We start from the raw sequence: 26,729 nt of genomic DNA, 5'->3' as shown, positions 1-26,729 counted from the left end.
GTAATTCATATTTTCAATAACTTGAATAGAGATCGGAAACATTTGAAAATAGGATACGGAGCGTTAGCTGTGATCATAGCTGCATTTTTCCTGATTACAGGAAGCAGTTTTGATCTTGATAACGTAACATTTGATTCTGCAAATTTGTTTGGAGTAATATCTGGTGACTCAGATACTATTGAAACAGCATTTGCAGATAATCCAAAAACACACAACATAGAGATGACTGCAGTCAAGCTTCCAAACGGTCAGCTTGCATACCAAATGATTAACCACCAAATCGATGGTAATGATATCACTGAACAGAGATATGGCTCAGCACCAACTGCCTCAATCCCAGGACCTGCAATTGTTATTGATGAAGGAGACGAAGTCTTTTTGACAGTAACTAATGGTATTGGTGATGGATGTGTAGGTGTTCACACTCATGGTGTTCATTATGCTATTGCAGATGATGGTACCTTGATTGGTACTAACGGTGTAGAAGATTCATGTGCTACCCCACAAGAATCTAAAACATATCACTGGAATGCAGCAAAAGGATCTGCTGGAACTTGGCCTTACCATGATCATACTTATGGCAGTCACCATGGAGCCGAAGATAAAGGACTATTTGGTGTTGTAATTGTAAACAGCCCAAATACTAAAGCCCTTATTGGCGGCGAAATCAAATCACTCCCTACTGAGAAAATCGATAAAGAATTTGTTCTCTACATGGTAGAGACAACCTTCTGGGGTCTAGAGATTGATAATGAAAATGGTGGATTGCAAACCCCATTGTGGATTAATCCTGAACTTCATGCACAACTAAATGATGAAGTCAGATTCCATGTTCTAGGTCTTGGAAATGCATTCCATACCTTCCACATACATGGTCACAAGTGGGTTGATCAAGGAACAACTGATGTAATTGACACTAAAACCATTGGACCACTTACACGTCACGTCTTTACAACTGTAGCAGGTGAAGGTGTAGGTACTGGTGACTGGATGTATCACTGTCATGTATTCTCACACATGCAAGCTGGTATGTTTGGAAACTTCAAGGTAACAGCAAATGGTGGAGACAGCACTCCCGGCCAATCCCCATATGATGGATTAATTAGCTTTGAAGTAGTTGATGAACCAGGTCCATGGTTTAAGAACAGAAATCCAATTGATCTTAACAATGATGGAGTAAGGGATGCAACTGAATCTCTTGCATTAGCAAAACCAGGTGATACTGTAGTATTTGATATGACTAGTACAAACACTGTTCATACAATTACAAGTCTTATCTGGCCTGTAGTTGATGCATCGGATCCTTTCCCAGGTGCCACAAATATGCCAGTTGATCAAACTGATGCATTTAGAGGCGGAGCTCAAGTCACACTTGAAGATCCTGGATTGTATGTCTTTACATGTAAGATCCATCCATACATGTTTGCAGGTGTCATTGTAGATGACCCTAACACCACTGGATTAGATCTTGGTGAAAACATCAGAATAGTCAATGGAATTACCACCCCAACTGCAAGTCCGCTTGCAGTAGGTCTACTCAAATCATTCTTCATAGTAACTGATCCAAATTACTGGCAAGATTACACTACTGGAACATGGAATGTTGCATTCCCACCAGTTGACATTAGAGCAACAGGTGGATTCGTAGTTAACTTGTCTGCTTTGGATATTGTTAATGCTCCACTAGCTGAGGCAGCCCCTCAATATGCTGGAATAGGTGAAGTATGGGTAAATACTCAATTTGAAGAGACTGATGGTAAGACAAAATATGGTACATCAACTGCAGTAGATACATCTACTTGGGAAGTCACAAAGAAAATCTCATTACCAGAAATTAACATGAATCATCCACATAACATGTGGACTGACACTGAACAAGATGTTATTTATCAAACTCAATGGTTTGATAGTAAGCTAACAGTGTTTGATAGAGCAACAGGTGCACATATTGACACTGTAGTTGTTGGTGATTCACCTTCTCATGTCATGACAAGACCTGGTACTGATGATGTACTCATTGCAATGAATGGAGATAACTCAAACACATCTGTAGTACAGGTAAATGAGATTTCTCCAGGAACTTATGGTATAACCGATGCATTAGACATTGGTGCACCACATCCTCATGGTCATTGGATGAATGCTGATGTAATGATAACTCCAAATGCATTTACTGGTTCAACATCAATTTATGACTTTGATTCAGAAACTGCAACTGTAATTGACAACAACGACTTGTTTGCTGTTGGCAATGTATTTGGTGTTCCAATTGCAACAGGTATGCATCCAGCAGGAGACAAATACTATGTCGCAAATCTACTTGATCAAACAATAACTTGTGTATCAATTGGAGCTGCAGCATGTAATGTTGACAATGACAATGATGGAATTGCAGATGCTCAAGTAGATATCAAACACATTGTAGTAGTAGGCAATATACCAAACTTGTTTACTGCTGGTGATTTGACACCTGCACCAACTGGTCCAGCTGGATTATTACCAATCCAAACACCAGTTAGCCCTGATGGAAAATATGTTGTAACTGCAACCTTGTTGCCTTCAATAACTATAATTGATACTGAAATTGATGAAATGGTTCTAAGTCTAGGCTGCGATGCCGGATGCCATGGTGTCAACTTTGGTGCAAATGTTAATGGAGGTTATAATGCATATGTTTCAAGTAAATTCTCAAATGCAATGATAGTATTTGATCCTGAATCTGCAGTTGCTGCAGATGCTGACTCTAATGGCCTTCTTGACGCAACAGAGTCTACAGGAATTGTTGGAAGAGTAATTCTTGCAACAGATAATGCTCCTGGAGCAATTATTGATGATAATATCACTGGATTTGATGGAATGGGTGGACAAGGTGTCCTTGCTATTCCAAACCCATATGATGGTTGGATTGAAGAAACAGTAGCTTCTGGCAGCTTGTCTGCAGAAGTTCAAACTTGGATTAATAGTCTAAGTGCATCACAACAAGATCCATATCCTTAAACTTCCAACTTTTTTCTTTTTTTATTTTACACATTACATTATGCGTAATTGCGTCCATTTCTATCCCCAAAAAGGTGGCTGAGTCCCCGTGGGCCCATTTTGACTAAATATTTTCTAAAATTATCCATATTATTTAGAGGATAGTTATCAAAAAGTGTTCAAAAAATAATATCATCCATTAATAATCCAAAGATGTTAATTTATCCCAAGTCAGATAGAATTATGGACCAAAAAGAAATTGATGAGATCTTAAATCATCTTGGTTCAAAAATCGAAAATGATGTACCCGGTATTGTAAAAATGCTGGTAAGAAAAAAAATCCATAAACTACATTCGCTTGAAATTGATTCATTACCAAATTCACTAAGAGAATGTACTGTTGAAGAGTTAATTGTAATTGTTAAAAAAGGTCTTGAATCAGGCAAATTAAAAATCTAAACCTATCAAAATAGCATACCACAAAGTATCTGGTATTATGATATAATCCTCCACCTAAGGTAACTCATGCAAATAATACAATACAAGTTTGATAAACCAAGCCAATCCCTGATTGAAAGTGAGGCCAAAAACCCTCTCTCAGTTAGTGCAACAGACATGATTGGGTTGTCATGGATCTTCAAAGACCAAGACCTACTTGAGGAATTCAAGTAGATTATACTTAATCAATAGGAGCGAAAATAATCTATGAAGGTTGAAGTAGTTCAATCAGAAAGTGTTTCAGAACTTGATAGTCTGATTAACAACTGTATTCAAAAAAGAAAAGTACATGACATCAAACTCTCTTCTGTTGTGTTGCCTGATGGAAAAATAATCTACACATCAGTAATCATGTTGGAAATGTAGTAATCAACACTATTTTCCAAATTTATCACCAATTCCTTAATATTTCGTAAAAAATCACTCTCCATTTGAGTGCACACATGACTACAATTACAACAAATGATGAGAAATATTCTGGATATGGGGAGTATTCAATATCTGATAAATTAGAATTAAAATTACCTAAAACTGAAATTAATATTGAAAAAAAATCTGATAATAGATTCTCATATTATAGAAAAAATTCTAAAAATCAAGAAATTAGAAAATCAATTCCAAAATCAGATGGAAACATCAAAATTGAGATGTGTCCTATTCTTCCTCTTCATCTTCCTGCAAAAAAAACAAACGATTTGATCTTTCTTCGATTAGCAGAATCAATTTTTGCAGAAAAACAATCTAACATAAACATACTAATTCAATTCCCAATCGAAATTGGAATCTACATAATCAACCAAAGTGATGGAACAAAAGATCTCTTTGATTGTTTTACCTGTGAGCCAATGCATTCAAGATTTGCTTTGTATGGTACGCCTGAAAAAGGTAATCTTTGCATGTATTCCAAAGTAAAACTCTTGGAAAAAGATGAATCCTACCCGTACATTTTTGCAAAAATGAGGGTATCTATTACCAATGAATTGGATACTGGAATTACAATAGGGAAACTTGTTTTTCCAATTACTAATTTTAACATCTATTACCTAAATGACTCCTCTGAGGTTCATATTGATGATGTATCTGGAATTGTAAAAAGTAGCCCTGGAGAAAATGTAATTGATATTGCTAGAAATGAATTTACCAACAAAGAGGGTGAATGGAAACTTGTTTCGTATTCCTCTAAAGAAAAAGTCACCTTTACAATGGATAGGGGGTTTGATTAGATGGTTTTTGAAATTCTAGAGACTCAACTTATGGAAGGAGTTACAGTTTGGAGTTTGCTAATTACTGGATTGTTAGTGGCAGTTGGAGTAATTGTTGCAAGAATAGTTCGAATGATCTTTAACAAAAAATTTGCTCCAAACCTGCCAGTTCACACGGTAAAAACACTCAACAAATTAATCTACTATGGAATAATTATCATATTTCTTTTAGCTGCTACTGCAAGTCAGGGAATTGATTTAGGTGGTCTGGTAGTTGGAGCCGGGTTTATGGGAATTGTAATTGGATTTGCAGCCCAATCTGTAGTCTCCAATATGATCTCAGGCGTCTTTTTACTAATTGAGAAACCAGTAAGACAAGGAGACAATGTTGAAATTATTGATTCAGGTGTCTCTGGAAAATTAATTGATATTAGCACATTCTCATCAAAGATTCAACAATTTGATGGAACAGTAGTTCGAATACCTAATGAAAAGATGTTTACATCTAATCTTCGATCCTTTATCCTCTCTGAGGTAAGGCGTAGTGATGTCTCAGTAGGAATTGGATATGGTGAGGATATTGATAAAGCTATCAAAGTGATTAAAACTGCAATTGAGAACAACGTTGAATTTGCATTAATGGAGCCAGCTCCTCAGTTTTGGATTTCAGAGCTTGCAGATAACAGTGTAAACATCTTAGTTAGAGTCTGGCACCCACGTGATGATTTAACTGAAGTTGTTCCCAATTTACTCAAAGTAATCAAAAATGCACTAGATGATGAAGGAATTGAAATCCCATTCCCTCAAAGAGTTGTATGGCAAGGCAAAGCCGAAAATAACGCATGACTCTGAACAAAGAAATTACATCTAGATCGATACTTATTTCGACTTGCATCTTAATGCCATAGAGAATTAATTTGCATTATTGGATTGCAAAAAAGGATTCATTCACAATTTTGCCTATTTTTTAATCTTAGATAAGAGAAAATGCATCAATTGTGGAATGGATGAGCCTATCTGACTCTATGATATTTTTTCAATAATCTCTGAAAATCTCCATGGTCCACATTGCGCATCTGACTCATCACATTCTAAATCCCCTGATTCCATTAGATGATTTACTATGTGGGCTGAAAATGGTAAAGCTCCAGTAGCGCCTGGAGAATTGTAATTTAGAATGTGAAATGACTTTTCATCATCTATCAAAATTACGTCTGGAACAAATTTTCCGTTATCATCAATTACTGAAGATCTAATGCCTGCAGTTCCTTTTTGGGTAATCTTGTCTGCATTAATTTTTGGCAAAAATCTTCGCACTCTGTCTATCATTGCAGATTTTGACATTGATGACTGTATCTCGCTAAATGCTAATTCCTGAAATTGCTTATCAAAGATTGCCTTTCTTGCACCAGACCCTAGCATCTCCAACATCTTTGGAACGAACTCTTTGATATTTTCTGCCTTGTTGTATCCATATGGGCTAAATACAGGAACAGCATTAGGTCCAATCTCACAATTTCCATCCACTCGAATAATCCAATGAGGATCCAAAAATGGATAGTCTGGATATTCGGGAACTGAATATACACTTGTTTTTGTTAAGTGATGATACTCTTGTGGTGCTCTCCAGTATTCTCCTCTAAAATGAACATCAGTCAATTTTTCTGCAACATTTAACGAATGAGCAACATCCATTGCTTCTCCTCCTGCAGCATTGATCAAAAATTTTGCATTTATTTTGTGTTCATTATTTAATGTAATTGCCCACTTGTCATTTTCTTTTTTAATTTCAGTGACTTTGTTATCAAACAGAAACTTAATTCCGTTTTCTTTACTGTCTTTCATTATTGCTTTGGTGTATTCTGAATAATCTGCAGAACCATCTCTGTGAACATTTAGAGCTGCCTCGCATTTTATTTCGGGTTCTATTTTTTTTAACTCTTCTTTGTTTACTAGTTCAATGTCATTTTCTTCTAATCCGTTCTCTTTTCCCCATTTGAGATATTTCTCTAGAACCTTGATTCCTTTGCTATCAAGTGCAACTTCTAAAACTCCGTCTTTTTTAAAAGGCAGATTTCTCAATTTTGCATATTCTTCCCACATATCATATCCATGAAAAGCAGCTTTTGCAAACATTTTCTTCTTTTCAGGATTGTATAGATATGGAGCATGGATTTTTCCCGTATTTCTTCCACTAGTATGAAATGCAACATTGTGTGCTTGCTCAATTACTGCAATCTTTTTTGATTTATTTAGAAATGATAGAAAATATGAAATGGATGTTCCAAGTATTCCTCCCCCAATTATTACAATATCAAAATTATGAGTCATTTGTTATACTTGACTTTGCTTGATATTAAATTGAATATGTGACAATCAAGATTAATATCTGATATGACTTGAATTTCTGTATGCTGCCTGATCAGTGCTCTGTAATGGAAGAAGGGAAACAATGTGTTAATCCTCCAGAGTTCATTGTTTCAATTGTTGCAGAAAAGGATGAATACATGGTAGGCGTTACATGTGAAAAACATAAACAAATAGTCTCAGGAAAAATTAGCATTCTTCAAAATGAAGGAAAAATTCATGAAGGAAAAATCAGTTTTTCACCTGTAAAAGCAGTTGGAACTGATTGCATTCATGGCGATGCTGATGATTTTGTCCAAATTGACATGAATAGATCTAAAAATTGAAATAATTTCACAATCAGTACTAGTTATTGCTTTTTGAATTATTATCTGATCTAGTCAAAATTCCTGACGTCTTGTTTATTGTCAAAAATCAGGGGGTCACAAGCGAGGTTAGAAGCCCCCTTAGTATAAAACAGAAAGAAAAATGGATTACACTTGGCGAAAATGACGGCCCTGCACACATGCATGTTGATTCAGAATTAATAAAATCTGCAAAGTTTGTTGAAGAAGAAAAACCAGAACGAACTAGCTTTAGTGTGAGATTTTTCAATGAGGCCAATGAAAGAGTTTTAGCTGCATTTTTTACAAAAATGTATGATGAGAATAAAACTATACTTTCACAAAGAAAAAATATTTACGATGATTTGAAGGAAAAATTTCCTGCTACAATTAAATTTTAAAAAAAACCTTGTCTGAAAAAGACAAGGAGAAAAAATGTTATTCTTGTAATTCTTTCTTCTTCTTTTCTTTTTCAGATTGTACTTTAGCTAATTCTAATTCTTCATTTGTATGTTTGAATTTTTTCAATCTAATTTTAGATTGTAATTTAGATATAAAAACTGCACATTTCTTTTAAGGCAAACTTATGCGTGAAAATCAATATCCAACCGAATAGATCGGTTTTTTTCCATTTATTCCTAGGTTTAGATTCTTTACGGTGATTTCGGCCATTTTTGCTCTTGTCTCTTTTGTGGAACTTCCAATGTGGGGTGCAAGAATAACATTATCTAATTTTGTTAGTGGGTGATTCTTTCCAATTGGTTCTGATTCAAACACATCTATTCCTGCCCCTGCAATTATTTTCTTCTTTAAAGCCATGACAAGATCTTTCTCACTGATTACTTTTCCTCTTGATGTGTTAATTATGAATGAAGATTTTTTCATTTTTCTAAAAATTTTCAGATTAAACATATGCTCAGTTTCAGAAGTGTGGGGAACATGAATTGAAATAATATCACTTTGAGAAATTAACTTTTCAAATGAGACATATTTTACTCCCAAAGATTTTTCTTTTGATTTGGAAATTTTATTTCTGTTATGATAAATTACATTAATTCCAAATGCTTTGGCTCTTTTTGCAAGAGTTGACCCAATTCTTCCTAGTCCTAAAATTCCCAAAGTCTTTCCTTGTAAATCAACACCTACATAATCATATGCACCATAAATTTCCCTCCATCTACCTTCTCTGATTATTCTGTCTCCTTCTGAAACTCTTCTTAGAAGATCAATTAGCAAAGCAAAAGCCAAGTCAGCAGTTGCATCTGTTAACACCTTTGGGGTATAGCCTACCCTGATCTTTTTCTTTTTTGCATAACTCCAATCAATATGATCAAAACCTACACTGTATGTACTAATCACTTTTAGGTTCTTTGCTAAATCAATAATTTCTCTGTCGATTTTGTCATAGGGAAAACAGATCAACCCATCAATATCCTTGATTTTAAAACAAAGTTTTGCTTTTGAAATGGGTATTTTGCCTGAATGAACTTCGATATGATATTTTTCTTTTAATTCATCTAATGCAAACTTGTGTAGTCTTCTAGTTAGAAAGACTCTCTTTTTCATAACTCTGAGAATTATCTCAAACCATTTATACGATTTCCTTGTTAAACTAACATGTCTTCAAATGTTAATGAGGAAGAAGAATTTGCTATTTGTGTAGAATGTGGAAACTCCATTGAAAAATGTGTATGTGTATGTCCTTATTGTGGTGAACGTGATAAATGTGAATGTGCATTATTTGATGCCGCTACGGGTGGTTAGAGTAAATATTTGTGCTAGTATGCTTTTTGGTGATGACAAACTATGAGTTCAACTGATTTTACTTGGTTAATTGGAGGTCCACAAGGTAGTGGTGTAGAGTCTGGTGCAAATGTGTTCTCAAAAGTATGTGCCGAAATGGGATATCACATATTTGGAAAAAGAGAATTTTACTCTAATATCAAAGGAGAGCACAGCTACTTTGCAGTTAGAGTTTCTGATGAGAAAATCCATTCTAATCTTAATGAAGTGACGTTAATGGCATCCTTTGATGCTGAAACAATATTTCGTCATTTTGATGAAGTTTCATCAAATGGAGGAATCATTTATGATTCAGAATTAGATAATGTTGATACAGACAGAGTCCATACATTAGATTTACCATTCAAAGAAAGATTACACAAATTCCTCGAATCCAAAAACAAACCATTTACTATTTCTGGTGTTCTTGAGATTGCAAAAGAGAAAGGCGTAAAAATTTATCCTGTTTCCTTCAAATCTATTCTTGAAAAACTCTCTGAAGAAACCAATAATCCAAAACTGCGTGGATTAGTTAGAATGTATAATGTAATTGGTGTGTCATTATCTTTGGGACTCATTAAGATGCCTCCTGATTCATTACTCAAATCAATTGATTCTATATTTGCCAAAAAACCTCTCGTTGCAGAGATAAACAAACAAGCAGCAACTTTTTCCTACAAATATGCAACTGAAAAATTTGAAAACTTTGAACATAATTTACCTGGAATTTCAAAACAACCAAACACAATTTTGGTACAAGGACATTTTGGAACATCCATTGGAAAAATGGTTTCTGGTTGTAGATTTCAATCGTACTATCCGATTACTCCTGCATCTGATGAAAGTGTCTATTTAGAATCCAATGAAATCTTGCAAGTTCAAAATGAACGACCTGGTTCTACAATAGTAATTCAAACAGAGGATGAAATTTCTGCAATTGGTATGATGATTGGTGCTGCATTAACTGGTGTGCGTTCATCAACTTCTACATCAGGTCCTGGATTTGCATTGATGACTGAGGCATTAGGTTGGGCTGGAATTAATGAAGTCCCTATTGTACTTACATTGTATCAAAGAAGTGGTCCGTCCACTGGTCTTCCAACTCGACATGGTCAAGATGATTTACTATTTTCAATATTTGCAGGACATGGAGATTTTCCTAAAATAGTATATGCATCTGGTGATATTGAAGAAAGCTTCTATGATACTGGAAGGTGCTTTAATTATGCAGATGTTTATCAAATGCCTGTAATTCACATGATGGACAAATTTCTTTCAAGTTCCGTGGTCACATGTCAAAAATTTGATCCTAACAAGGTCTCCATTGATAGGGGAAAATTACTTGATAAAATTGAAGGTGAGTATAAGAGATTTGCATTTACTGATGATGGAATTTCTCCACGCTCAAAACTTGGAATGGATAATGGTGTTTTTTGGAATACAGGTGACGAGTCTGATGAGTATGGGCATATTTCTGAAGATCCTCAAATCAGAATCAAGATGATGGATAAAAGAATGTCCAAATTAGATCTTGCTTTAGAAAAAATCCCTGATGAAGAGCAAGCCGTATCTTTTGGCATTCATGAATATACAATAATTTCATGGGGATCAACTAAGGGACCAATTATTGATGCCCAAAAAATGCTAAAAAAAGAAGGAATTGACATTGGATTTTTGCAAATTAAACTTCTTAATCCGTTCCCTGCAGAATACGTGAAATCTCTTCTAAAAGATGCAAAAACACTCATCGACATTGAAGCAAATCATTCAGGACAGTTTGGAAAAGTATTCAAGCAAAACATATCAAGAGAAATTGATTACTATATTTTGAAATACACTGGACGTGGCATGACAAGCACTGAAATTTATGATTCTATAAAGAAGATTATTGAGAACAAAGCTGAAAAGCGGGAGATTTTAACTCATGGCGCTTAAGCTTGCAGATTACAAAACAGATGTTCACAATGATTGGTGTGCAGGATGTGGTGATTTTGGAATAGTCAATGCACTACAAATGGCCCTTGCTGAGATGGGAATTGAAAGAGACAAGGCAGCAATATTTTCAGGAATTGGTTGTTCTGGAAAGACGTCTCATTTCATTAACACATATGGTGTTCATACCTTGCATGGACGAGTTCTCACTTTTGCTCAGGGTGGGAAATTGGCAAATCCTGACATGACAGTAGTTGCAGTTGGAGGTGATGGTGATGGTTTAGGGATTGGAGCTGGTCATTTTGTAGCTGCTGGAAGACGAAATGTGGATATGACTTACATAATTTTTGATAATGGTGTTTATGGATTAACAAAAGGTCAGGCCTCTCCTACTCTAAAACTAGGTGAGAAAACAAAATCACTACCCTCTCCAAATACCAATTACAATGTTAATCCAATAGGATTGGCAGTTGCAAGTGGCTTTACATTTGTTGCAAGAGGTTACTCATATGATGTAAGACACCTTAAGGATTTGATAGTCAAAGCTGTAAAGCATAAGGGTCTGTCATTTCTTGATGTGTTGCAACCATGCCCTACATACAATGATCTAAACACAAGAGATTGGTATGCTGGTGTTGATTTAGCAAAAGAATCTATGGAAAGACATTCTAGAATTTACAAGTTAGAAGATACTCATTTTGAACCAAGGGTTCACTATGGGGAGGAGGCTGAAGTTAATGAAAAAATCTCTCAGGCAATGATAAAATCCTTAGAGTGGGGAGACAAAATTCCAACTGGTATCTTTTATCAAAATGAACTCATATCTACTTATGAAATTCGTCTAAAAGATAAGATTCCAAACTATTTAGAGAATCCCCCTGCATCTCAAACCATTTCTAAAGACGGCTTACCTACAACCGATGTTTCAGAAATTCTTGATTCTTTAGAAGTTTAGTGTGCCACCTAACAAGTTATAGACTAGTTATTTGATTATTCTCCTGTTGAACATAACTGATGCAAATAGAATATTTCGAAAATCAATTATCAAAGGCTTCTTTGAGCCTGAATTGGTTAATTTAGATTTTAAAAAATCACCGGTCAAACATCCTACAATAAATTATGATGGCCTTATGCAGTCGGACTTGCTTCACATATTCTTTGATGTTGAGACTGGTTCTGATTATCCTGATGGTGATGAGTGGTTTATTGTTGATATGTTATTTCCTCATGAAGTTAAATTGCCTGATAATCTAATTGGAACTGATTACTTTACGACTCTATCAGTTGAAGACGGAAAAACTTTTTGGCATCATCGTGAGTTAATCCGTTACAAATATGGCAAGTCTAAAAAATTAGATGATGCCTTGGAGTTTTTAGAATCAAAATATCAGGAACTTCATGAATTACTAGAACCACTTCAAAAGGATCTCAAGTGATTTCTTTCCAAGTGTCTCCTCTGAAAGTATATTTCTTATTTTCAGATAAAGCAGTGTTTAATCTCCATCTTACTGATTGCGAATCAAACTTGTAAACTATCTCATTAATGTCTGATGGCAATTTTGTAGGATCCAAATGGTATGGTAATAACTCTAAAACAAAATCTATCTTCTCTATTGCATTATCAAACCACACTTTATCTTCAATATCAATTGCAAAAACAATTTTTGGATTGCCAAAAAAATTGATTTGAATTCTTAGTGCATTTCCTGCACCTCTTCTTCTCTTCATTTCTTTGAAAACTGATTTTACTTTCTCCCACCTTTTATAATCAAACCACTGAAAAAACTCTTGATTAAATGCAAGAGGAATATCCATATCTAGAGAACTAACAAAATGCTCATCATTTGCCTCAATTTCATCTTGAATTATAGTAAAATGAGAGTTGAGAAAACCATAGAGAACTTCAATTTCCCATGGAGAAATTCCATAATATCTCAATGTTGTTTTCAAATTCTCTGACAATGAATTAAAACGAACAAAAATTGTAATTAAAGCTTCAATCACTCACAAATAGGCCTAATTTGACCTTAAAATTAAAATTATATGGATAGTACAAGTAATGTTAGATATGAAGAAAGAATTTGTAGTTAGAAGTATTGATTCTGCACCTGATGGGGCTCCTTATGTAATTGTCTCGTTATCCTCATTAAAAGATCTAAAAGAAGGGAATCAAACTCAGCCATCTCCTTTTGGAAGTCCAAAAGTCATGGGATTCACAAACATGAATGACATGATGAAAGATCTCAACAAGATGCTTGGTGGCATGGGGGGAATGGGTATGCAAGCAGGTGGGGTAACTCAATTAAAGCTTGAAATGCATGAGTACAAAGAAATGGGTCTCTCAGTTGGAGACAAAGTGTTCTTGGAATTAAGTAAAGAAGAATCTCTTGGTGTTTAATCTACCAAATAGTATTGAAATACTTCCAACCATAAAATGCAGCAATTGTACCAATGACAAATAGCATTGGTTTCCATGCAAAAACTGGAATGCTTGGAGTAGCTAGCTTTACCTTGTAATTATCTACAATTGCATGAATGTTTTTCTTTATTTTACCATGCCAAATACTATAATCTACTTGGTATTTCTTTAGAATTTCTTCTACTTCGTAGACAACAGGTGTTCTTTGTGAGAATAAATGCTGTAGATAATCCCTTGATACTTCTACTTCGGCATGAATTCCTATCAATCCTTTTTTCAAATCAACCATTCGAACATGCATCTCCCATGGTTTTTTTAATTTTAAATTCAAACCATTGCCAATTTGTCCGGGTTGTTTGTGTTCAAATTTTACTTTGGTAAACCCTTCACTTGTAAAAATTTTCAATAATTCTTCAAAACTCTTCTTAACAACAATATGCAGCTGCTCTACTCCTTTATTATCAACATGAATTCTATGTTTTAATCCATCAAGAAATGAAACTGTTTTTGGGTATGTTGTAAGATACTCCATTATTCTGTCCACCAAAAAACCTCTATTTAAAGGCGAACCCAAAAAATATTGTTTCTATGGTGGATTTGACAATCCTCTCACATACACACACTGATCTGGTGCTATTGCCATCTCTGTGGGGTTTATTTTTCGGTCAGTAAGCTTTGAGTCTGAATTTCTAACAATTGCAATAGGTTTTGATTCTCCACCCTCTCCCATTTTGTGATTTGCAATTGTAGCCAAGTTATCCACCACTGCCTGAAATGTTACCTTTAGAGGATTTCCGTCAAGATCTTTTTTTGCCCGCATATCTAAAACTGGTTCAATACCTGCACATGCTATTGCAACCCCTGATGTACCGATTCTTGCTGGCATTAATCTACTGTCTACCAGAATAATCCCTACATGAATTAACAACTTTAAGAAAATCTTTCTGCGTAACTGCTCTGCAATGAGATATGGATTTAATGGATATAGAATTACTTTGCCTTTTTTTGCATTAGATTTGTCTATTCCAGCATTTGGAGCCATGATGTTATCTGCTGATGTTATAACAAAACCTCCTATTCCTCCAAATATTTTATCAGATTCTCTAATGATTACTTCGGCAATCTCAGGCTTTAACAGATATTTTTTAGAAATTGTATTTCCTTTTACTGATGGTTTTATTTTATGAAGATCTATTATTCTTCCTTGGGCGTTTGAGACATATTTTGTTGAAATAACTATGACATCGCCATCTTGCAACCTTTCATTATTACTTTCTAATGTCAGCATTAATTCTTCAAAAATGTCAAAACTTCCTACCTTTCTTTCTGCCAAAAGTGGTAAAACAGTTAATTGCACATTTTTTAACAAATTCCTTTCTTTTTTATTGTTGTGAAATCATATTATGATTTCTACGGATTCAATTATCTCATTATCTCCAAAATAGTTTTTACTGTTGACGCATGCTTCGCATACTAACCACTCAGGAGTGTGTTTACCGCCTCTTGCTGGTTTGTAGGTTACCTTGTATTTTGGTTCGTATCTGTCTTCACAGATATTCATAACTTGATTTTTGATTTTTGATTAATAATATTATCATAAATGTTCCAAAATTGGAAATACCTGGTGATTAGCAGAAATTCTAAATCATTATGATATAATTACTGTAGATTTTGGATCTATCATACTAATCCCTGAACAATTTTCATTTTATTCCTCTTACCACATCTGAAAGCTTTTAATCTGTATTACAAGCTTTTTTGATTATGAACATAGTAGAGAAGATTCTAGCAAAGAATTCGGGAAAATCCAAAGTCTCACCTGATGATGTAATATTTGCTAATGTCGATAAAGTAATGGTTCATGATGTTTCAGGACCTGGTGTAATCAAGGTCTTTGACAAGTTAAAGAAGCAAGGAATTTCAGTTGATAAATTATGGGATCCAACCAAAGTTTGGGTTGCTGAAGATCATTTTGTTCCTTCAGCTGAAAAGGTATCAGCTGAAAATATCGTAAAATTATCAAACTTTACAAAAAATTACGGAATTGAGAAACATTTCAAATATGGGATGGGTCAATATGGGATTTGCCATACCTTATCCCATGAAGAGGCAATGGTCAGACCTGGTGATGTTTATGTTGGTGGTGATTCTCACACAAATACCACCGGTGCACTTGGCGCCTTTGCATGTGGATTAGGACATACTGATGTTGCCTATGTTTTGTTGAATGGAAAAATATGGTTTAAGGTTCCAGAGACTTTTTACTTTAAACTAAATGGAAAACTCCCCGAACATGTAATGGCCAAAGATCTTATTTTGAAAATTATTGGAGATATTGGTACTGATGGTGGCGCATATAGAACAATGCAGTTTGGAGGGACTGGTATTGATGAAATGTCAGTTGAGAGCAGATTGACATTGTGTAATATGACTACTGAGGCAGGAGCAAAAAATGGAATTGTTGAACCAGATCAAAAAGTTGTGGATTATCTTACAAGCAGAGGAGCCACCAATTTGAATTTGATAAAGGGTGATGCTGATGCAGAGTATGCAAAAACTTTTGAATATGAAGGATCTGAAATGGAACCAATTGTTGCAAAACCATTTTCTCCAGAAAATATTTCAATAGTGAGAGAAGCTCCTTCAGTAGAATTAGACAAAGCATACATTGGTTCTTGTACAGGTGCAAAATACGAAGATTTGGAATCTGTTGCAAAGATACTCAAAGGAAGAAAAGTCAAGATTAGAACTGAAATTTTACCTGCTGCTATTTCCATTTATCAACGTGCAATGGAAAATGGATTGTTGAAAATTTTCTTAGATGCCGGTGTTACAGTTGGTCCACCAACATGTGGTGCATGTTGTGGTGCTCACATGGGTGTATTGGCAAAAGATGAAATCTGTATTAGTACTACAAATCGTAACTTTCCAGGTAGAATGGGACACGTAGAATCTCAAACTTACCTTGCATCTCCATTAGTTGCCGCAGCTTCAGCAGTTACTGGAAAAATAACTGATCCGAGGGATTTGAAATGAAGGGAAATGTCATAAAATACGCACAAGATAACATCGATACGGATGTGATTATTCCTGGTCAGTATCTCAAAGTACATGATTATGCAGAACTTGCCACTCATGCAATGGAGGGTCTTGATCCTGATTTTCACTCTAAAGTAAAAGAAGGTGATTTTATTTTATCTGGGAAAAATTTTGGATGTGGTTCTTCTCGTGAACATGCTCCAATTGCATTATCTCATTCTGGTGTAAAGGCAGTACTTGCATTATCCTTTGCAAGGATTTTTTATCGTAATGCAGTAGACGGGGCTTTCTTGTTGCCAATTGAAATAGATGAAGATGCTTATAATGGAATTTCAGAGGGTGACGAAATTGACATTGATGTTTCAAAAAATGAAATTACTAATCTCACCAAAAATCAAACATACAAAATGAAACCTTTCTCTGAGATCATTGGAAAGATAATTGCAGCTGGCGGTCTATTCAAATACAAACCAGACCAGGATTGAAATGGGAAAAACTCTTTTTGAAAAAATTTGGGATTCACACACTGTTGTTGAGAATGATAGTGGTCCATCACTGATTTATGTTGATAGACATTTAGTTCATGAAGTAACATCTCCTCAAGCTTTTGATGGATTAAGAATGAATAATCGTAAAGTTCGTAGACCTGATCTAACTATTGCGACAATGGATCATAATGTTCCTACCAATGATAGGTCACTTCCAATATTAGATCAAACATCTGCAATCCAGATTCAAACATTAGAAAAAAATTGTAATGATTTTGGAATTACATTGTTTGGAATCAATAGTCCAAACCAGGGAATAGTTCATGTTATTGGTCCGCAATTAGGAATCACTTTACCTGGTAGCACTATAGTTTGTGGTGATAGTCACACTTCAACTCATGGAGCTTTTGGTGCACTTGCATTTGGAATAGGAACAAGTGATGTAGAACATGTTTTAGCATCTCAAACAATTTGGCTTGAGAAACCTAAACCCTTTGAAATTAGGGTTGAGGGAAAAAGGAAGAATCCTCATGCTGTTACTGCAAAAGATATTGTTCTATCTATTATCAAAAATATTGGAACTGGAGGTGGTACAGGCACAGTTTTAGAGTATCGTGGTCAGGGAATCACTGATCTATCCATGGAACAAAGAATGACTATTTGTAATATGTCCATAGAGGCAGGTGCAAGAGCAGGCTTGATTGCCCCTGATGAGAAGACCTTTGAATATCTTCGAGGTCGAAAATACGCCCCAAAAAATTATGAATCACTTGTTGATTATTGGCGAGATGAACTAAAAACTGACAATGATGCAAAATTTGAAAAACAATTCATTTTGCATATTGATGATATTGCACCGCAAGTAAGTTGGGGAACAAATCCTGGAATGACATGTGATGTAACTGAATCAATTCCAACTCCTGAAGAATTCTCAAAAGGAGATGTTAATCAAAGAAAGGGTGCAGAAAAAGCACTTGACTATATGGACCTTAAAGCAGGTACTCCAATTGAAGAAATCAAAATAGATAGAGTATTCATTGGTTCATGTACTAATGCCCGATTAGAAGATCTTATTGAAGCATCCAAAGTAATTAAGGGACAAAAAATTTCTTCACATGTTAGAGCAATGGTTGTTCCAGGTTCTCAAATGGTAAAAAAACAAGCTGAAGAGATGGGTCTTGATAAAATTTTCGTTGATGCAAATTTTGAATGGCGCGAAGCCGGATGTAGCATGTGTCTTGGAATGAATCCTGATATTTTATCTCCTGGTGAGCGGTGTGCAAGTACATCAAACAGAAATTTTGAGGGGCGACAAGGAACTGGTGGTAGAACACATTTAGTTAGCCCTGTAATGGCAGCTGCTGCAGCAATTCACGGTCATTTTGTAGATGTTCGAAAATTGGATTTGAATTAAATTGGATTCTTTTAAAAAAGTAACAAGCATTGTGACGCCTCTTGATAAGGTAAATGTTGATACTGATCAAATTGTTCCAAAACAATTCTTAAAATTAGTTCAAAAATCTGGATTTGGAAAATTTTTGTTCTATAATTGGAGGTATGATGAAAATGAAAATCCAAAAACTGATTTTGTTTTAAATGATTCAAAATATCATAATTCCAAAATTCTTGTAACCGGTGATAATTTTGGTTGTGGCTCTAGTAGAGAGCATGCGGTTTGGGCTTTACTTGATTATGGTTTTTCAGTGATAATTGCGCCTTCTTTTGCAGATATTTTCCTTAGTAATTGTTTCAAAAATGGTGTTTTGCCTATTTCATTGGATGAAAAACTCGTTGAGAGACTCCAACAAGAAACTAATCCTGTTGAGATTGATCTTGAAAATCAAACCATCAAAACCACATCTGATGAAATTCATTTTGAGATTGATCCTCACATGAAAAAAATTCTTTTAGAGGGACTAGATGATATTGCACAAACTTATCAATATGAGGATAAAATAACTGAATTTGAAAAGAATTCTAAAGTCCCATCTGTTTTATGATCTTTTGTACGGTTTTTTCATTTCTTTCTAAAACCGTTGGAGATTCCGCATCCATCCATTCTCTATCTTTAATGTCATAAGCACTAATTTTTCCTTCCTTTGATAATTTCTGCAAAATATCATATGATAAATTGACCTCTCTTTGCTTTGTTTTTTTAATTCTTTTAATAATTTGAGTATCTAGCATATAGATCCCCAGACATTCTGATAATTGCAACTTCATTACTGGTTTTTCTTTGAATTCTTTAATTATTCCATCTTCTACTATTGCAAATCCTGTTTCCTCCTTTCTTCTTGTTCTTGTTGCAATACACGCTGTACTTTTTTTATCTTTGAAGACTTGCTTCATCTCTTTAAGATCAATTGCACATAGATTATCTACAAACCATAATAGGAATTCTGATTCTCCCTTGAGATTTTTTTCAACGTGGAGAAGATCTCCTCCAGTTCCACTTTGTGAATCTTGAACAAATGTAATTCCCTTTTGGTTTCCATAATAATTTTTGATTTGTCCTCCCAATCCATTAAAATCTGAAATAATGATTATCTCTTTTACAAAACTAAATGACTTTAGATATTTTATAATATAATCAATTACTGGTATTCCATTAATTGGCGACATTGCCTTTGGAAAGAATTCAGTATATGGTTTTCCTCTGGTTCCCTTGCCGCCTGCTAAAATTACAGCCTTCACAGTCTAACGGTAAGATTTTTGTTTTCTTCTTCGAGCACCAGGTCCGCCAAATTTCTTTGGTTCCTTTTGTCTGGCATCTCCACTAATCAGATATTTATCAAATTCTGAGATACGCTTTCTTAGGTCTTCTCTAGTTGATTTTGGGAATGGATGATCTTTTGGATCTTTCTTTGATTTAGTCCATCCAATTAGTGCTCTTGAAATTCCTGTTGCAACAGCACTTGCTTGCCCCATAAATCCGCCTCCTCTTACTCTAACTGAGATATCGATTTTATCTCTTAATTCTCCAGTGATTTCCAATGGTGCTAAAATTACTTCTCTTGCAGTTTCTTGTGGAATCATTTCAACTGGTACATTATTGATTCTAACTTTGCCTTGTCCTTTTGTGATATAGACATGTGCACTAGATGTTTTTCTAGTTGCAAAATAAATTTCGGTTTTTGGAGTTGTCATTCAGTCCACCCTACTACTCTGCCTAATTCTCCCATTGTTGTATAGTTTGATGGGGATCTTTTAATTTTAGCTTTTTCAAACTGAATCTTTTCAAATGATTTTAATTCTTTTGGAGAACCAATATATGTTCTAAGTCTTTGATGTGATGATTTCCCTGATGGTTTTCTATCATAAGGTAACATTCCACGAATCATTTTTGCAATGATTGTATCTGGTCTTCTTGGATGTACAGGTCCATGCTTTGGATTAATTACACTGTTAATTTCTAAAAATTCTCTGTACTCTTTAATGTGATTTCCTCTTGTTCCACTCATCATTATTTTTTCACAATTCACAACTGAAACTCTATTTCCCTTTATCAATAATTTTGCAACTTGTGATGATAGTCTTCCTGCGATGTGATTAGAACCATCTACGACAATAGGTCTGTCTGTTCTAACAACTGTTTCTTGATCAGCCAAGTAGTACTACTCCTTTTCCTGTTGGGTTTTGTTCAATTAAATCTGAATAATTAATTAGTTTTCCACCATTTTCAATGATTTTGTTAGCTGCTGAATTTGAAATTGAAAATGAACATAATGTAATTTTGTGTGGGATGATTCCCGTACCTAGTACTTTTCCTGGAAAGACCACTGTATCATTTTCCTTTGTTAGCTGAGCAATTCTCTTCAAATTGATATCTCTTCGTGCTACTGATGGCTTTAATGCATATTCTGCTAATTTTGCCCAAATTGGAGCATCATTTTTAGTTGATGCCTTTTTTAGATCTCTGGCCATGCGTATAACGACTTGATTAGTCATGTGAATAATGCGGTTTAAAACCCAAATATAATGTCTATGCTTAGATTATGCTTCTATTTTACTTATCATTTCTTTGAATTCTGATAATCTGTTACTTACCTCATCTACTCCTGAAATTATAATTTGCTCAGGGTTGAGTGCTCCTGTTGATTCTACTGTGAGAACCCTTTCATCTTCTTTGTCTGTTTCTGTAAGTACTGACACATTAGCAGAATTCCATTTTGCATGTTCTGTACCTCTTCCTAGTCTGGCATAACATTCCACTTTGATTCTTTGACCTGGTGCTAGTTGTACTATTGGAATTTTATCTGATGTTGGCTTTATTGAGTCATCTTCAGAGGATAACTCATTTGATAGGACACTTCTTGTTACATCTGAATCCCCAGAATCTAATACTAACATGACTTTGCAATTTGAGCATCCTGTTTCACTTTGACATTCACACTTTGATGGCTCATTAAATCTTACCAAGTCTGTTTTTAATGGAATTAAACCTAATCTATGTGCCAATCCTTCATCTGGCAATACTGATGAATTTTCTATAATGTCTACCGTATCAATTGCAAATACTGGAACTCCGTTTAGACAAACTCTTCTTAGCGCATTAGCATACTGTAATGGCACTCCTTTTAGCTTTACAGCTATTTTTTGATTATCTTTGCTAATTACTTCTAAGGATGACAAATCTTGAAGAAAATCTTCAAAGTCCACATAAAAATCTAGCTAGTTTTGGACTTGGTATTATTTCTCCCATTTATCATTAAATCGATTTTTACTATAATCTAGCCATTTAGCCTTAATGTTTCCTAGTAAATAATCTTGATTTGCAATATGCTTGGATGTGATACAGGCCTTTACACAAGTTATGTTTTACCACTTTGAGAATGGAAATCAAAAACCCTACTGTAAGCAGATCATGAGATTTTGTGTAATTCATGCCAAACTAATCTCAAGGGATGAAAGTAAAATTAGGATTCAGGTGCTAAATTGAGAAAAGTAGAGATTGATGTGAAGGAGAAGGATTATCTTGATTTTCTATCCATTTGTGTCGAAGAGGAACTATCTGTTGAGGAGAAACTCAAAAATATAATTCGATATCACCTGATAACTTATAGAAATCGAAGAAAGATAGAAAACAGTAAATTATTTTCACATACTAAGGATTGTGATTGATTTGAACATGGTATGTTTAGTACAGATAAATAGCAAATCCACATACATCTTTTAGAAATGGCCGATGTTACAGTGGTAAGATACTCCTATGAAGGAGAAAAATTTGAAATTATGGTAAAACCAGATCCTGCATTGGATTACAAACTTGGAAAGAAAAAAGACATTTCATCTGTTTTGATTTCCGATGAGATTTACACTGATTCAGGAAAAGGAACAAGACCTTCAAGTGAAAAATTACTAAAGGCATTCAAAACTGAAGATCAAACCCAAATTGCTGAGATCATTCTTCAGAAGGGAGAGCTAAATCTTACAACTGATCAAAGACGAAAAATGATCGAAGATAAACGAAAACAGATTGTGACATTTATTGCAAAAACCTACGTAGATCCTAGAACTCATTTACCTCATCCTCCATTAAGGGTGGAGCAAGCAATGAAAGATGCACGAGTTTCAATTGATCCGCACAAAAGTGTCGATGATCAAGTAAAAGAGATAGTTGAAAAATTACGTTCTATTATTGCTCTAAAATCTGAGAATCTGAATTTGGAAATAATAATTCCTGCACAATATGCATCTCAATCATATGCCGTTTTAAAATCAGTAGGTTCTCTGAAAAAAGAAGAATGGCAAAATAATGGTTCTCTAAAAGCAATACTTGAAATACCCGCTGCAGCAAGGCCAAACGTGATAGACAGATTAGGCTCTATAACTAAAGGCTCTGCTACAGTTGAGGTAATGAAATAATGGATAATAAAAGAAAATACGTAATCCCTGGTGATGTTGTTACTACAGGCCCTTTCAGACCTGAGCAAAATGTGATTCTTGAAGGAAACAAGATAATTTCTACAACTATTGGTATTTCTGAAATTTATGATGACTCAGTTAAGGTAATTCCATTAACTGGAAAATATATCCCTAAAATCAATGATCTTGTAATTGGTAAAGTAATTTCTCACACTTCTTTGTCTTGGGAATTAGACATCAATTCCTGCTATGTGGGATTTTTGCCAGCACAAGATGTTTTTGGACGAGATTTCTCTGCTCATGCTGATGAACTTACATCAAAACTAAAATCTGGAGATCTTGTAGCAGCAAGAATCGCAAATTTTGATAGAACAAGAGATCCACTTGTAACAATATCTGATAGAGATTTAGGTAAAATAGACTCTGGAGACTTGGTAAAAATCTCTCCAAGCAAAGTTCCACGTTTAATTGGTAAAAGAGGTACTATGATTCAAACTATTGAAATGGCAACTAATGCTGCAATTACCATTGGCCAAAATGGATGGGTAGTAGTTGCATGTGAAACGCCCGAGGGATTATTAAAGGCTAAAAAGGCAATCCAAATGGTCGATGAGAAAGCACATGTTGCAAATTTGACTGATCAAGTGAAAGAAATGTTAGAATCAAAAGGTGAATCATAATGGGCGGAAGAGACGCAACAATGATCCTATTGGACGAAAATGGTATTCGTTGTGATGGAAGAAAAGTCGATGAACCACGACGAATAATGATCAGAGCTGGTGGACTAAAGAATGCTGATGGTTCTGCCTATATTGAATTTGGTGATAATAAAATTTTAGTTGGTGTTTTTGGACCAAGAGACGTTCATCCAAAACACATGTCAAATACTGATACAGGAATTTTAAGAGTTAGATATCATATGGAACCCTTCTCTGTTGGTGAAAGAAAAAACCCTGCACCATCAAGAAGAGAAATTGAAATTTCCAAAGTAATCAAAGAAGCATTAGAGCCTGCAGTAATGTTGGATAAATTCCCAAGAACTGCAGTAGATGTATTTATTGAAGTATTGCAAGCTGATGGTGGAACAAGATGTGCAGCACTTACCGCAGCCTCTGTTGCACTAGCTGATGCTGGAATCCCAATGAGGGATATGGTAGCCGCAATAGCTGCAGGTAAAGTTGCTGATACCGTAATCCTTGATGTTAATAATGAAGAAGACCAAGCAGGTCAAGCAGATATGCCAATTGGATATATGCCAAATCTTGAAAAAATTACACTATTACAATTAGATGGTGTATTAACTCCTGAAGAATACAAGAAATGTGTTGAAGTTGGAGTTGAAGGATGTAAAATCGTTTATGATTTACAAAAGAAAGCACTACAAGACAAATACTTTGGAAACGGAGGAGACTAAAAAATGACTTCTACTTCTGTTATTGATGAACTAAAAAAAACACAAATCCTTGAATTACTAGAACAAGGAAAAAGAGTTGATGGACGAGCGCTAGATGAACCAAGAGAACTTCATGTTGAAATTAATGCAATTCCAAAAGCAAACGGCTCTGCACGAGTAAGATTGGGAGAAACTGAAGTCATCTGTGGTGTAAAAATTCAACCGGATAGACCTTTCCCAGATATGGGTGACAAAGGAATTTTCATTTGTACTGCAGAGTTATTGCCTCTTTCACATCCTACTGTTGAAACAGGTCCACCTGGACCTGATGTAATTGAATTGGCACGAGTTGTTGATAGGGGAATTAGAGAAAGTCATATGATAGATGTATCACAATTAGTAATTGAGAAAAACAAATCAGTTGTTGGGGTATTTGCAGATAATGTTGTAGTTGATTATGATGGTAATCTCTTTGATGCATGCTCTTATGCTGCTACTGCTGCTTTACTATCTTCAAAATCTCCTAAATGGAACATGGTAGATGATGTTCCAACATTGGTAGAAGGTGAGGATCAACCAGTTCCAATATCAACAATTCCAGTATCTGTTACAATGGGTAAAATTGGAAATCATATTGTAGTTGATCCAAATGGAGATGAATGGGATAGTATGGATTCTAGAGTTACAATTACTACTGATTCTGATGGAAATATTTGTGCTTTACAAAAAGGTGGAAGTGATGGATTCACACTAGATGAAATTGTCAAATGTGGTGAGATTTCTGTTCGTGTAGGTGCAAAAATAAGAGAAAAATTAAAAGAAGCATCAAAGGCAGGATAATAAAATGGCAAAAGCAAAAAAATCACTCAAAGGTTTAGGTGCAAGATATGGAATTAAACTTAGAAAACAATATACTAAAATTCACTTACAACTAAAAGAAAAAAGAACTTGTCCTGAATGTGGCTCTAAAACCTTTGGTAGAGATGCTGTAGGAATTTGGTCTTGCAAAAAATGCAGCTTTAAGGTAGCTGGAACTGCATATGACATTAAACTTTAGTGCAAAAATTACAATTGATGCTAAAGACAAAACTAAGGCTATTTTTGATTCTGTAAACACTGATAATGATTTTTACCCCGAAAACCCAGTACAGACTAAAATCAAATTAAGCGATAAAATTGAAATTTCAGTAGAATCTGAACACCTGCCCCATTTGAGAGCAAATCTTAATTCAACACTTAGGTTGATTCAAGCAAGCTATGATTCTATAGAATCGGTAAAGATATAATGAAATAAATTTTCTGAGTAAACATGTCATCACCACAAATGCCTCCATGGCTTCAAGAACAACTAATGAAGCTACAACAATCCCAACAAAACCTTCAATCAATAATGACTCAAAAACAACATTTGGAGATGGAAAAAGCTGAAACTCAAAAAGCACTTGAAGAATTAAAAAAAGTTGTAGATGGTGATAATGTTTTCAAGCAAGCAGGAACTGTTTTGATCAAATCCACAAAACAAGAACTGATTAATGAATTGGAAGAAAAATTTGAGATGGCAAAGACACGTGGTACTGTTTTAGAAAAACAAGAAATTCGTGTAAAAGAAACACTAAAGGAACAAGAAACCAAAATCACTGAAATGATGAAATCCGGAGCAAAAAGTCCTCCTACAGAAGATAATCCTAGAAAATAACCAAAAATCTAATTTCAAATAAGATATTAACAATTCTTTACATCTATTATTTGTGAAATTAGAGAATCTTAGAATAGTTGTTGATGAGCGAGAAAAAAAAAGTGGAATTCCTGAACTCTTAAAATCTGTTGGATTAAACATTGAAATGAAAACCCTTCCTATTGGAGATTACATTGTTGCCCCTGAAACAGTAGTTGAGAGAAAAAGCATTCGTGATCTTATGGCGTCTGTTTTTGATGGACGTCTTTTTGATCAATGCTCAAGATTAAAGGAACATTTTGAAAATCCAGTTGTTCTTATGGAAGGAAATGTTGATGAAATTGAGGAAATTACAGATAATCCTCTAATTTTCTATGGTGCCATTTCCACTGTAGTACTTGATTTTAAAATTCCAGTTATTCCTACACCTAGTGCAACACATACTGCAAAATTACTTGTATCGATGTGTTCTAGAAAAGACTCACCAAAGGGACCTTATCTGAAAAAAATTAAAAAATCATCAGATCTAGAACGCCAACAATTATCATCACTATGTAGCCTGCCTGGGATTGGAGAAAAATTTGCAGTTCGCATGCTTGAAAAATTTGGAACACCTCTAAAGGTTTTCACTGCAACAACTGCAGAACTAGGAAAAGTTGAAGGACTAGGTGAAGCAAGAGCAAAAAAAATCAAAAAAATGCTTGATACTACTAGTAAACATCTCAAAGAATCAAATCAAACCACATTATCTGATACATGATATGATTAAT

37 protein-coding genes are annotated in these 26,729 nt (G+C 34.7%); 26 read left to right on the top strand and 11 right to left on the bottom strand.

Translation table 11 applies throughout. The features are described from left to right. The first annotated feature begins 42 nt into the window (after positions 1 to 42). The 6 genes from ACX119_RS07765 to ACX119_RS07740 all read left to right on the top strand — a co-directional run bounded on the left by ACX119_RS07765 (position 43) and on the right by ACX119_RS07740 (position 5,522). A complete protein-coding gene (locus tag ACX119_RS07765; protein WP_459350706.1) occupies positions 43 to 2,997 on the top strand; it encodes a multicopper oxidase domain-containing protein in 2,955 nt (984 codons plus the stop codon). A 222-nt stretch (positions 2,998 to 3,219) separates the two neighbouring features. Then, positions 3,220 to 3,435 carry a hypothetical protein gene (locus ACX119_RS07760; RefSeq protein ID WP_459350705.1) on the top strand — a complete coding sequence of 72 codons (216 nt, stop codon included), beginning with the start codon at positions 3,220 to 3,222 and terminating at the stop codon, positions 3,433 to 3,435. Positions 3,436 to 3,501: 66 nt separating this feature from the next. Then, entirely contained in the window at positions 3,502 to 3,648 is a 147-nt protein-coding gene (locus tag ACX119_RS07755) for a hypothetical protein (protein WP_459350704.1), read from the top strand. A 33-nt stretch (positions 3,649 to 3,681) separates the two neighbouring features. Then, entirely contained in the window at positions 3,682 to 3,840 is a 159-nt protein-coding gene (locus ACX119_RS07750) for a hypothetical protein (RefSeq protein ID WP_459350703.1), read from the top strand. A 77-nt stretch (positions 3,841 to 3,917) separates the two neighbouring features. Next, positions 3,918 to 4,697, top strand: coding sequence for a DUF432 domain-containing protein (locus ACX119_RS07745; protein WP_459350702.1), 780 nt, complete (start codon positions 3,918 to 3,920; stop codon positions 4,695 to 4,697). Continuing rightward, complete coding sequence (locus tag ACX119_RS07740; protein WP_459350701.1) at positions 4,698 to 5,522, top strand: mechanosensitive ion channel family protein; 825 nt, start codon at positions 4,698 to 4,700, stop codon at positions 5,520 to 5,522. A gap of 177 nt (positions 5,523 to 5,699) precedes the next feature. Here the strand turns inward: ACX119_RS07740 and ACX119_RS07735 are convergent, their stop codons facing one another. Continuing rightward, on the bottom strand, positions 5,700 to 7,007 hold the full coding sequence (locus ACX119_RS07735) for an NAD(P)/FAD-dependent oxidoreductase (protein ID WP_459350700.1): 1,308 nt from the start codon (positions 7,005 to 7,007) through the stop codon (positions 5,700 to 5,702). A gap of 80 nt (positions 7,008 to 7,087) precedes the next feature. Between ACX119_RS07735 and ACX119_RS07730 the strand changes: the two genes are divergently transcribed. Both ACX119_RS07730 and ACX119_RS07725 read left to right on the top strand, forming a co-directional pair. Further along, on the top strand, positions 7,088 to 7,369 hold the full coding sequence (locus ACX119_RS07730; protein WP_459350699.1) for a hypothetical protein: 282 nt from the start codon (positions 7,088 to 7,090) through the stop codon (positions 7,367 to 7,369). Positions 7,370 to 7,395: 26 nt separating this feature from the next. Continuing rightward, the gene (locus ACX119_RS07725; RefSeq protein WP_459350698.1) at positions 7,396 to 7,767 is read left to right on the top strand and encodes a ChuX/HutX family heme-like substrate-binding protein; all 372 of its coding nucleotides are present in this window, start codon (positions 7,396 to 7,398) and stop codon (positions 7,765 to 7,767) included. 196 nt (positions 7,768 to 7,963) lie between these two features. Here ACX119_RS07725 and ACX119_RS07720 read toward each other — a convergent pair whose 3' ends face one another. Beyond that, a complete protein-coding gene (locus tag ACX119_RS07720; RefSeq protein WP_459350697.1) occupies positions 7,964 to 8,932 on the bottom strand; it encodes a 2-hydroxyacid dehydrogenase in 969 nt (322 codons plus the stop codon). A gap of 51 nt (positions 8,933 to 8,983) precedes the next feature. Between ACX119_RS07720 and ACX119_RS07715 the strand changes: the two genes are divergently transcribed. The 4 genes from ACX119_RS07715 to ACX119_RS07700 are packed head-to-tail and all read left to right on the top strand — an operon-like array spanning position 8,984 to position 12,516. Next, positions 8,984 to 9,130 carry a hypothetical protein gene (locus ACX119_RS07715; RefSeq protein WP_297591690.1) on the top strand — a complete coding sequence of 49 codons (147 nt, stop codon included), beginning with the start codon at positions 8,984 to 8,986 and terminating at the stop codon, positions 9,128 to 9,130. A 42-nt stretch (positions 9,131 to 9,172) separates the two neighbouring features. Beyond that, positions 9,173 to 11,083 (top strand): 2-oxoacid:ferredoxin oxidoreductase subunit alpha, encoded by a 1,911-nt coding sequence (locus ACX119_RS07710; protein ID WP_459350696.1) that lies wholly within the window; start codon positions 9,173 to 9,175, stop codon positions 11,081 to 11,083. Beyond that, positions 11,073 to 12,035 (top strand): 2-oxoacid:ferredoxin oxidoreductase subunit beta, encoded by a 963-nt coding sequence (locus ACX119_RS07705; RefSeq protein ID WP_459350695.1) that lies wholly within the window; start codon positions 11,073 to 11,075, stop codon positions 12,033 to 12,035. The genes ACX119_RS07710 and ACX119_RS07705 overlap by 11 nt, the downstream gene beginning before the upstream one ends. Positions 12,036 to 12,081: 46 nt before the next feature. Then, positions 12,082 to 12,516 carry a hypothetical protein gene (locus tag ACX119_RS07700; RefSeq protein WP_459350694.1) on the top strand — a complete coding sequence of 145 codons (435 nt, stop codon included), beginning with the start codon at positions 12,082 to 12,084 and terminating at the stop codon, positions 12,514 to 12,516. Here the strand turns inward: ACX119_RS07700 and ACX119_RS07695 are convergent. Continuing rightward, positions 12,509 to 13,042 (bottom strand): hypothetical protein, encoded by a 534-nt coding sequence (locus ACX119_RS07695; RefSeq protein ID WP_459350693.1) that lies wholly within the window; start codon positions 13,040 to 13,042, stop codon positions 12,509 to 12,511. The genes ACX119_RS07700 and ACX119_RS07695 overlap by 8 nt on opposite strands. A gap of 106 nt (positions 13,043 to 13,148) precedes the next feature. On the opposite strand from ACX119_RS07695, the gene ACX119_RS07690 reads away from it, so the two are divergent. Next, a complete protein-coding gene (locus ACX119_RS07690) occupies positions 13,149 to 13,478 on the top strand; it encodes a hypothetical protein (protein WP_459350692.1) in 330 nt (109 codons plus the stop codon). 1 nt (position 13,479) lies between these two features. Here the strand turns inward: ACX119_RS07690 and ACX119_RS07685 are convergent, their stop codons facing one another. The 3 genes from ACX119_RS07685 to ACX119_RS07675 are packed head-to-tail and all read right to left on the bottom strand — an operon-like array spanning position 13,480 to position 15,060. Then, complete coding sequence (locus tag ACX119_RS07685) at positions 13,480 to 14,031, bottom strand: hypothetical protein (RefSeq protein ID WP_459352014.1); 552 nt, start codon at positions 14,029 to 14,031, stop codon at positions 13,480 to 13,482. A gap of 54 nt (positions 14,032 to 14,085) precedes the next feature. Next, positions 14,086 to 14,856: a coenzyme F420-0:L-glutamate ligase gene (locus ACX119_RS07680; protein ID WP_459350691.1), complete on the bottom strand. Its 771-nt coding sequence runs from the start codon at positions 14,854 to 14,856 to the stop codon at positions 14,086 to 14,088. A 39-nt stretch (positions 14,857 to 14,895) separates the two neighbouring features. Continuing rightward, positions 14,896 to 15,060: a hypothetical protein gene (locus ACX119_RS07675; RefSeq protein WP_459350690.1), complete on the bottom strand. Its 165-nt coding sequence runs from the start codon at positions 15,058 to 15,060 to the stop codon at positions 14,896 to 14,898. Between the two features lie 203 nt (positions 15,061 to 15,263). On the opposite strand from ACX119_RS07675, the gene ACX119_RS07670 reads away from it, so the two are divergent. From ACX119_RS07670 to leuD, 4 genes are read left to right on the top strand one after another with little or no spacing between them, the layout of a single operon-like run. After that, positions 15,264 to 16,535, top strand: a complete 1,272-nt coding sequence (locus tag ACX119_RS07670; RefSeq protein WP_459350689.1) for a 3-isopropylmalate dehydratase large subunit — start codon at positions 15,264 to 15,266, stop codon at positions 16,533 to 16,535. Continuing rightward, on the top strand, positions 16,532 to 17,023 hold the full coding sequence (locus tag ACX119_RS07665) for a LeuD/DmdB family oxidoreductase small subunit (protein ID WP_459350688.1): 492 nt from the start codon (positions 16,532 to 16,534) through the stop codon (positions 17,021 to 17,023). The genes ACX119_RS07670 and ACX119_RS07665 overlap by 4 nt, the downstream gene beginning before the upstream one ends. Position 17,024: 1 nt before the next feature. Then, entirely contained in the window at positions 17,025 to 18,440 is a 1,416-nt protein-coding gene (leuC, locus tag ACX119_RS07660) for a 3-isopropylmalate dehydratase large subunit (protein WP_459350687.1), read from the top strand. A gap of 1 nt (position 18,441) precedes the next feature. After that, positions 18,442 to 19,026 carry a 3-isopropylmalate dehydratase small subunit gene (gene leuD / locus ACX119_RS07655; protein ID WP_459350686.1) on the top strand — a complete coding sequence of 195 codons (585 nt, stop codon included), beginning with the start codon at positions 18,442 to 18,444 and terminating at the stop codon, positions 19,024 to 19,026. On the opposite strand, the gene ACX119_RS07650 is transcribed toward leuD, so the two are convergent. From ACX119_RS07650 to ACX119_RS07630, 5 genes are all read right to left on the bottom strand, one after another. Next, positions 19,004 to 19,720: a nucleotidyltransferase family protein gene (locus tag ACX119_RS07650; RefSeq protein WP_459350685.1), complete on the bottom strand. Its 717-nt coding sequence runs from the start codon at positions 19,718 to 19,720 to the stop codon at positions 19,004 to 19,006. The two genes, leuD and ACX119_RS07650, sit on opposite strands and share 23 nt — an antisense overlap. Positions 19,721 to 19,723: 3 nt before the next feature. After that, entirely contained in the window at positions 19,724 to 20,173 is a 450-nt protein-coding gene (gene rpsI, locus ACX119_RS07645) for a 30S ribosomal protein S9 (protein WP_459350684.1), read from the bottom strand. Beyond that, positions 20,170 to 20,634 (bottom strand): 50S ribosomal protein L13, encoded by a 465-nt coding sequence (rplM, locus tag ACX119_RS07640; RefSeq protein ID WP_459350683.1) that lies wholly within the window; start codon positions 20,632 to 20,634, stop codon positions 20,170 to 20,172. Before rplM ends, rpsI begins: the two co-directional genes overlap by 4 nt. Next, complete coding sequence (locus ACX119_RS07635) at positions 20,627 to 20,950, bottom strand: 50S ribosomal protein L18e (protein ID WP_459350682.1); 324 nt, start codon at positions 20,948 to 20,950, stop codon at positions 20,627 to 20,629. Before ACX119_RS07635 ends, rplM begins: the two co-directional genes overlap by 8 nt. Positions 20,951 to 21,019: 69 nt before the next feature. After that, on the bottom strand, positions 21,020 to 21,685 hold the full coding sequence (locus ACX119_RS07630; protein ID WP_459350681.1) for a DNA-directed RNA polymerase subunit D: 666 nt from the start codon (positions 21,683 to 21,685) through the stop codon (positions 21,020 to 21,022). Between the two features lie 276 nt (positions 21,686 to 21,961). Here ACX119_RS07630 and ACX119_RS07625 point away from each other — a divergent pair, with 276 nt between their 5' ends. Genes ACX119_RS07625 through ACX119_RS07585 form a run of 9 tightly spaced genes read left to right on the top strand, consistent with a single transcriptional unit; the run spans position 21,962 to position 26,719 of the window. After that, the gene (locus tag ACX119_RS07625) at positions 21,962 to 22,147 is read left to right on the top strand and encodes a hypothetical protein (protein ID WP_459350680.1); all 186 of its coding nucleotides are present in this window, start codon (positions 21,962 to 21,964) and stop codon (positions 22,145 to 22,147) included. A gap of 57 nt (positions 22,148 to 22,204) precedes the next feature. Further along, a complete protein-coding gene (locus ACX119_RS07620) occupies positions 22,205 to 22,891 on the top strand; it encodes a ribosome assembly factor SBDS (RefSeq protein WP_459350679.1) in 687 nt (228 codons plus the stop codon). Further along, positions 22,891 to 23,571: an exosome complex RNA-binding protein Rrp4 gene (rrp4, locus tag ACX119_RS07615; RefSeq protein ID WP_297591709.1), complete on the top strand. Its 681-nt coding sequence runs from the start codon at positions 22,891 to 22,893 to the stop codon at positions 23,569 to 23,571. The genes ACX119_RS07620 and rrp4 overlap by 1 nt, the downstream gene beginning before the upstream one ends. Further along, a complete protein-coding gene (gene rrp41, locus ACX119_RS07610; protein WP_459350678.1) occupies positions 23,571 to 24,305 on the top strand; it encodes an exosome complex exonuclease Rrp41 in 735 nt (244 codons plus the stop codon). Before rrp4 ends, rrp41 begins: the two co-directional genes overlap by 1 nt. 3 nt (positions 24,306 to 24,308) lie before the next feature. Continuing rightward, on the top strand, positions 24,309 to 25,124 hold the full coding sequence (rrp42, locus tag ACX119_RS07605) for an exosome complex protein Rrp42 (protein WP_459350677.1): 816 nt from the start codon (positions 24,309 to 24,311) through the stop codon (positions 25,122 to 25,124). Between the two features lie 4 nt (positions 25,125 to 25,128). Then, complete coding sequence (locus ACX119_RS07600) at positions 25,129 to 25,341, top strand: eL43 family ribosomal protein (protein ID WP_297591712.1); 213 nt, start codon at positions 25,129 to 25,131, stop codon at positions 25,339 to 25,341. Continuing rightward, positions 25,325 to 25,570 carry a KEOPS complex subunit Pcc1 gene (locus tag ACX119_RS07595; protein WP_459350676.1) on the top strand — a complete coding sequence of 82 codons (246 nt, stop codon included), beginning with the start codon at positions 25,325 to 25,327 and terminating at the stop codon, positions 25,568 to 25,570. The genes ACX119_RS07600 and ACX119_RS07595 overlap by 17 nt, the downstream gene beginning before the upstream one ends. Positions 25,571 to 25,593: 23 nt before the next feature. Then, the gene (locus ACX119_RS07590; protein WP_459350675.1) at positions 25,594 to 25,980 is read left to right on the top strand and encodes a prefoldin subunit beta; all 387 of its coding nucleotides are present in this window, start codon (positions 25,594 to 25,596) and stop codon (positions 25,978 to 25,980) included. Between the two features lie 52 nt (positions 25,981 to 26,032). Further along, positions 26,033 to 26,719, top strand: a complete 687-nt coding sequence (locus ACX119_RS07585; RefSeq protein WP_459350674.1) for an ERCC4 domain-containing protein — start codon at positions 26,033 to 26,035, stop codon at positions 26,717 to 26,719. The last annotated feature ends 10 nt before the right edge of the window (positions 26,720 to 26,729 follow it).

It is taken from the genome of Nitrosopumilus sp. S4 (assembly GCF_054515835.1).
This window is presented reverse-complemented; position numbering and strand designations above follow the sequence as displayed.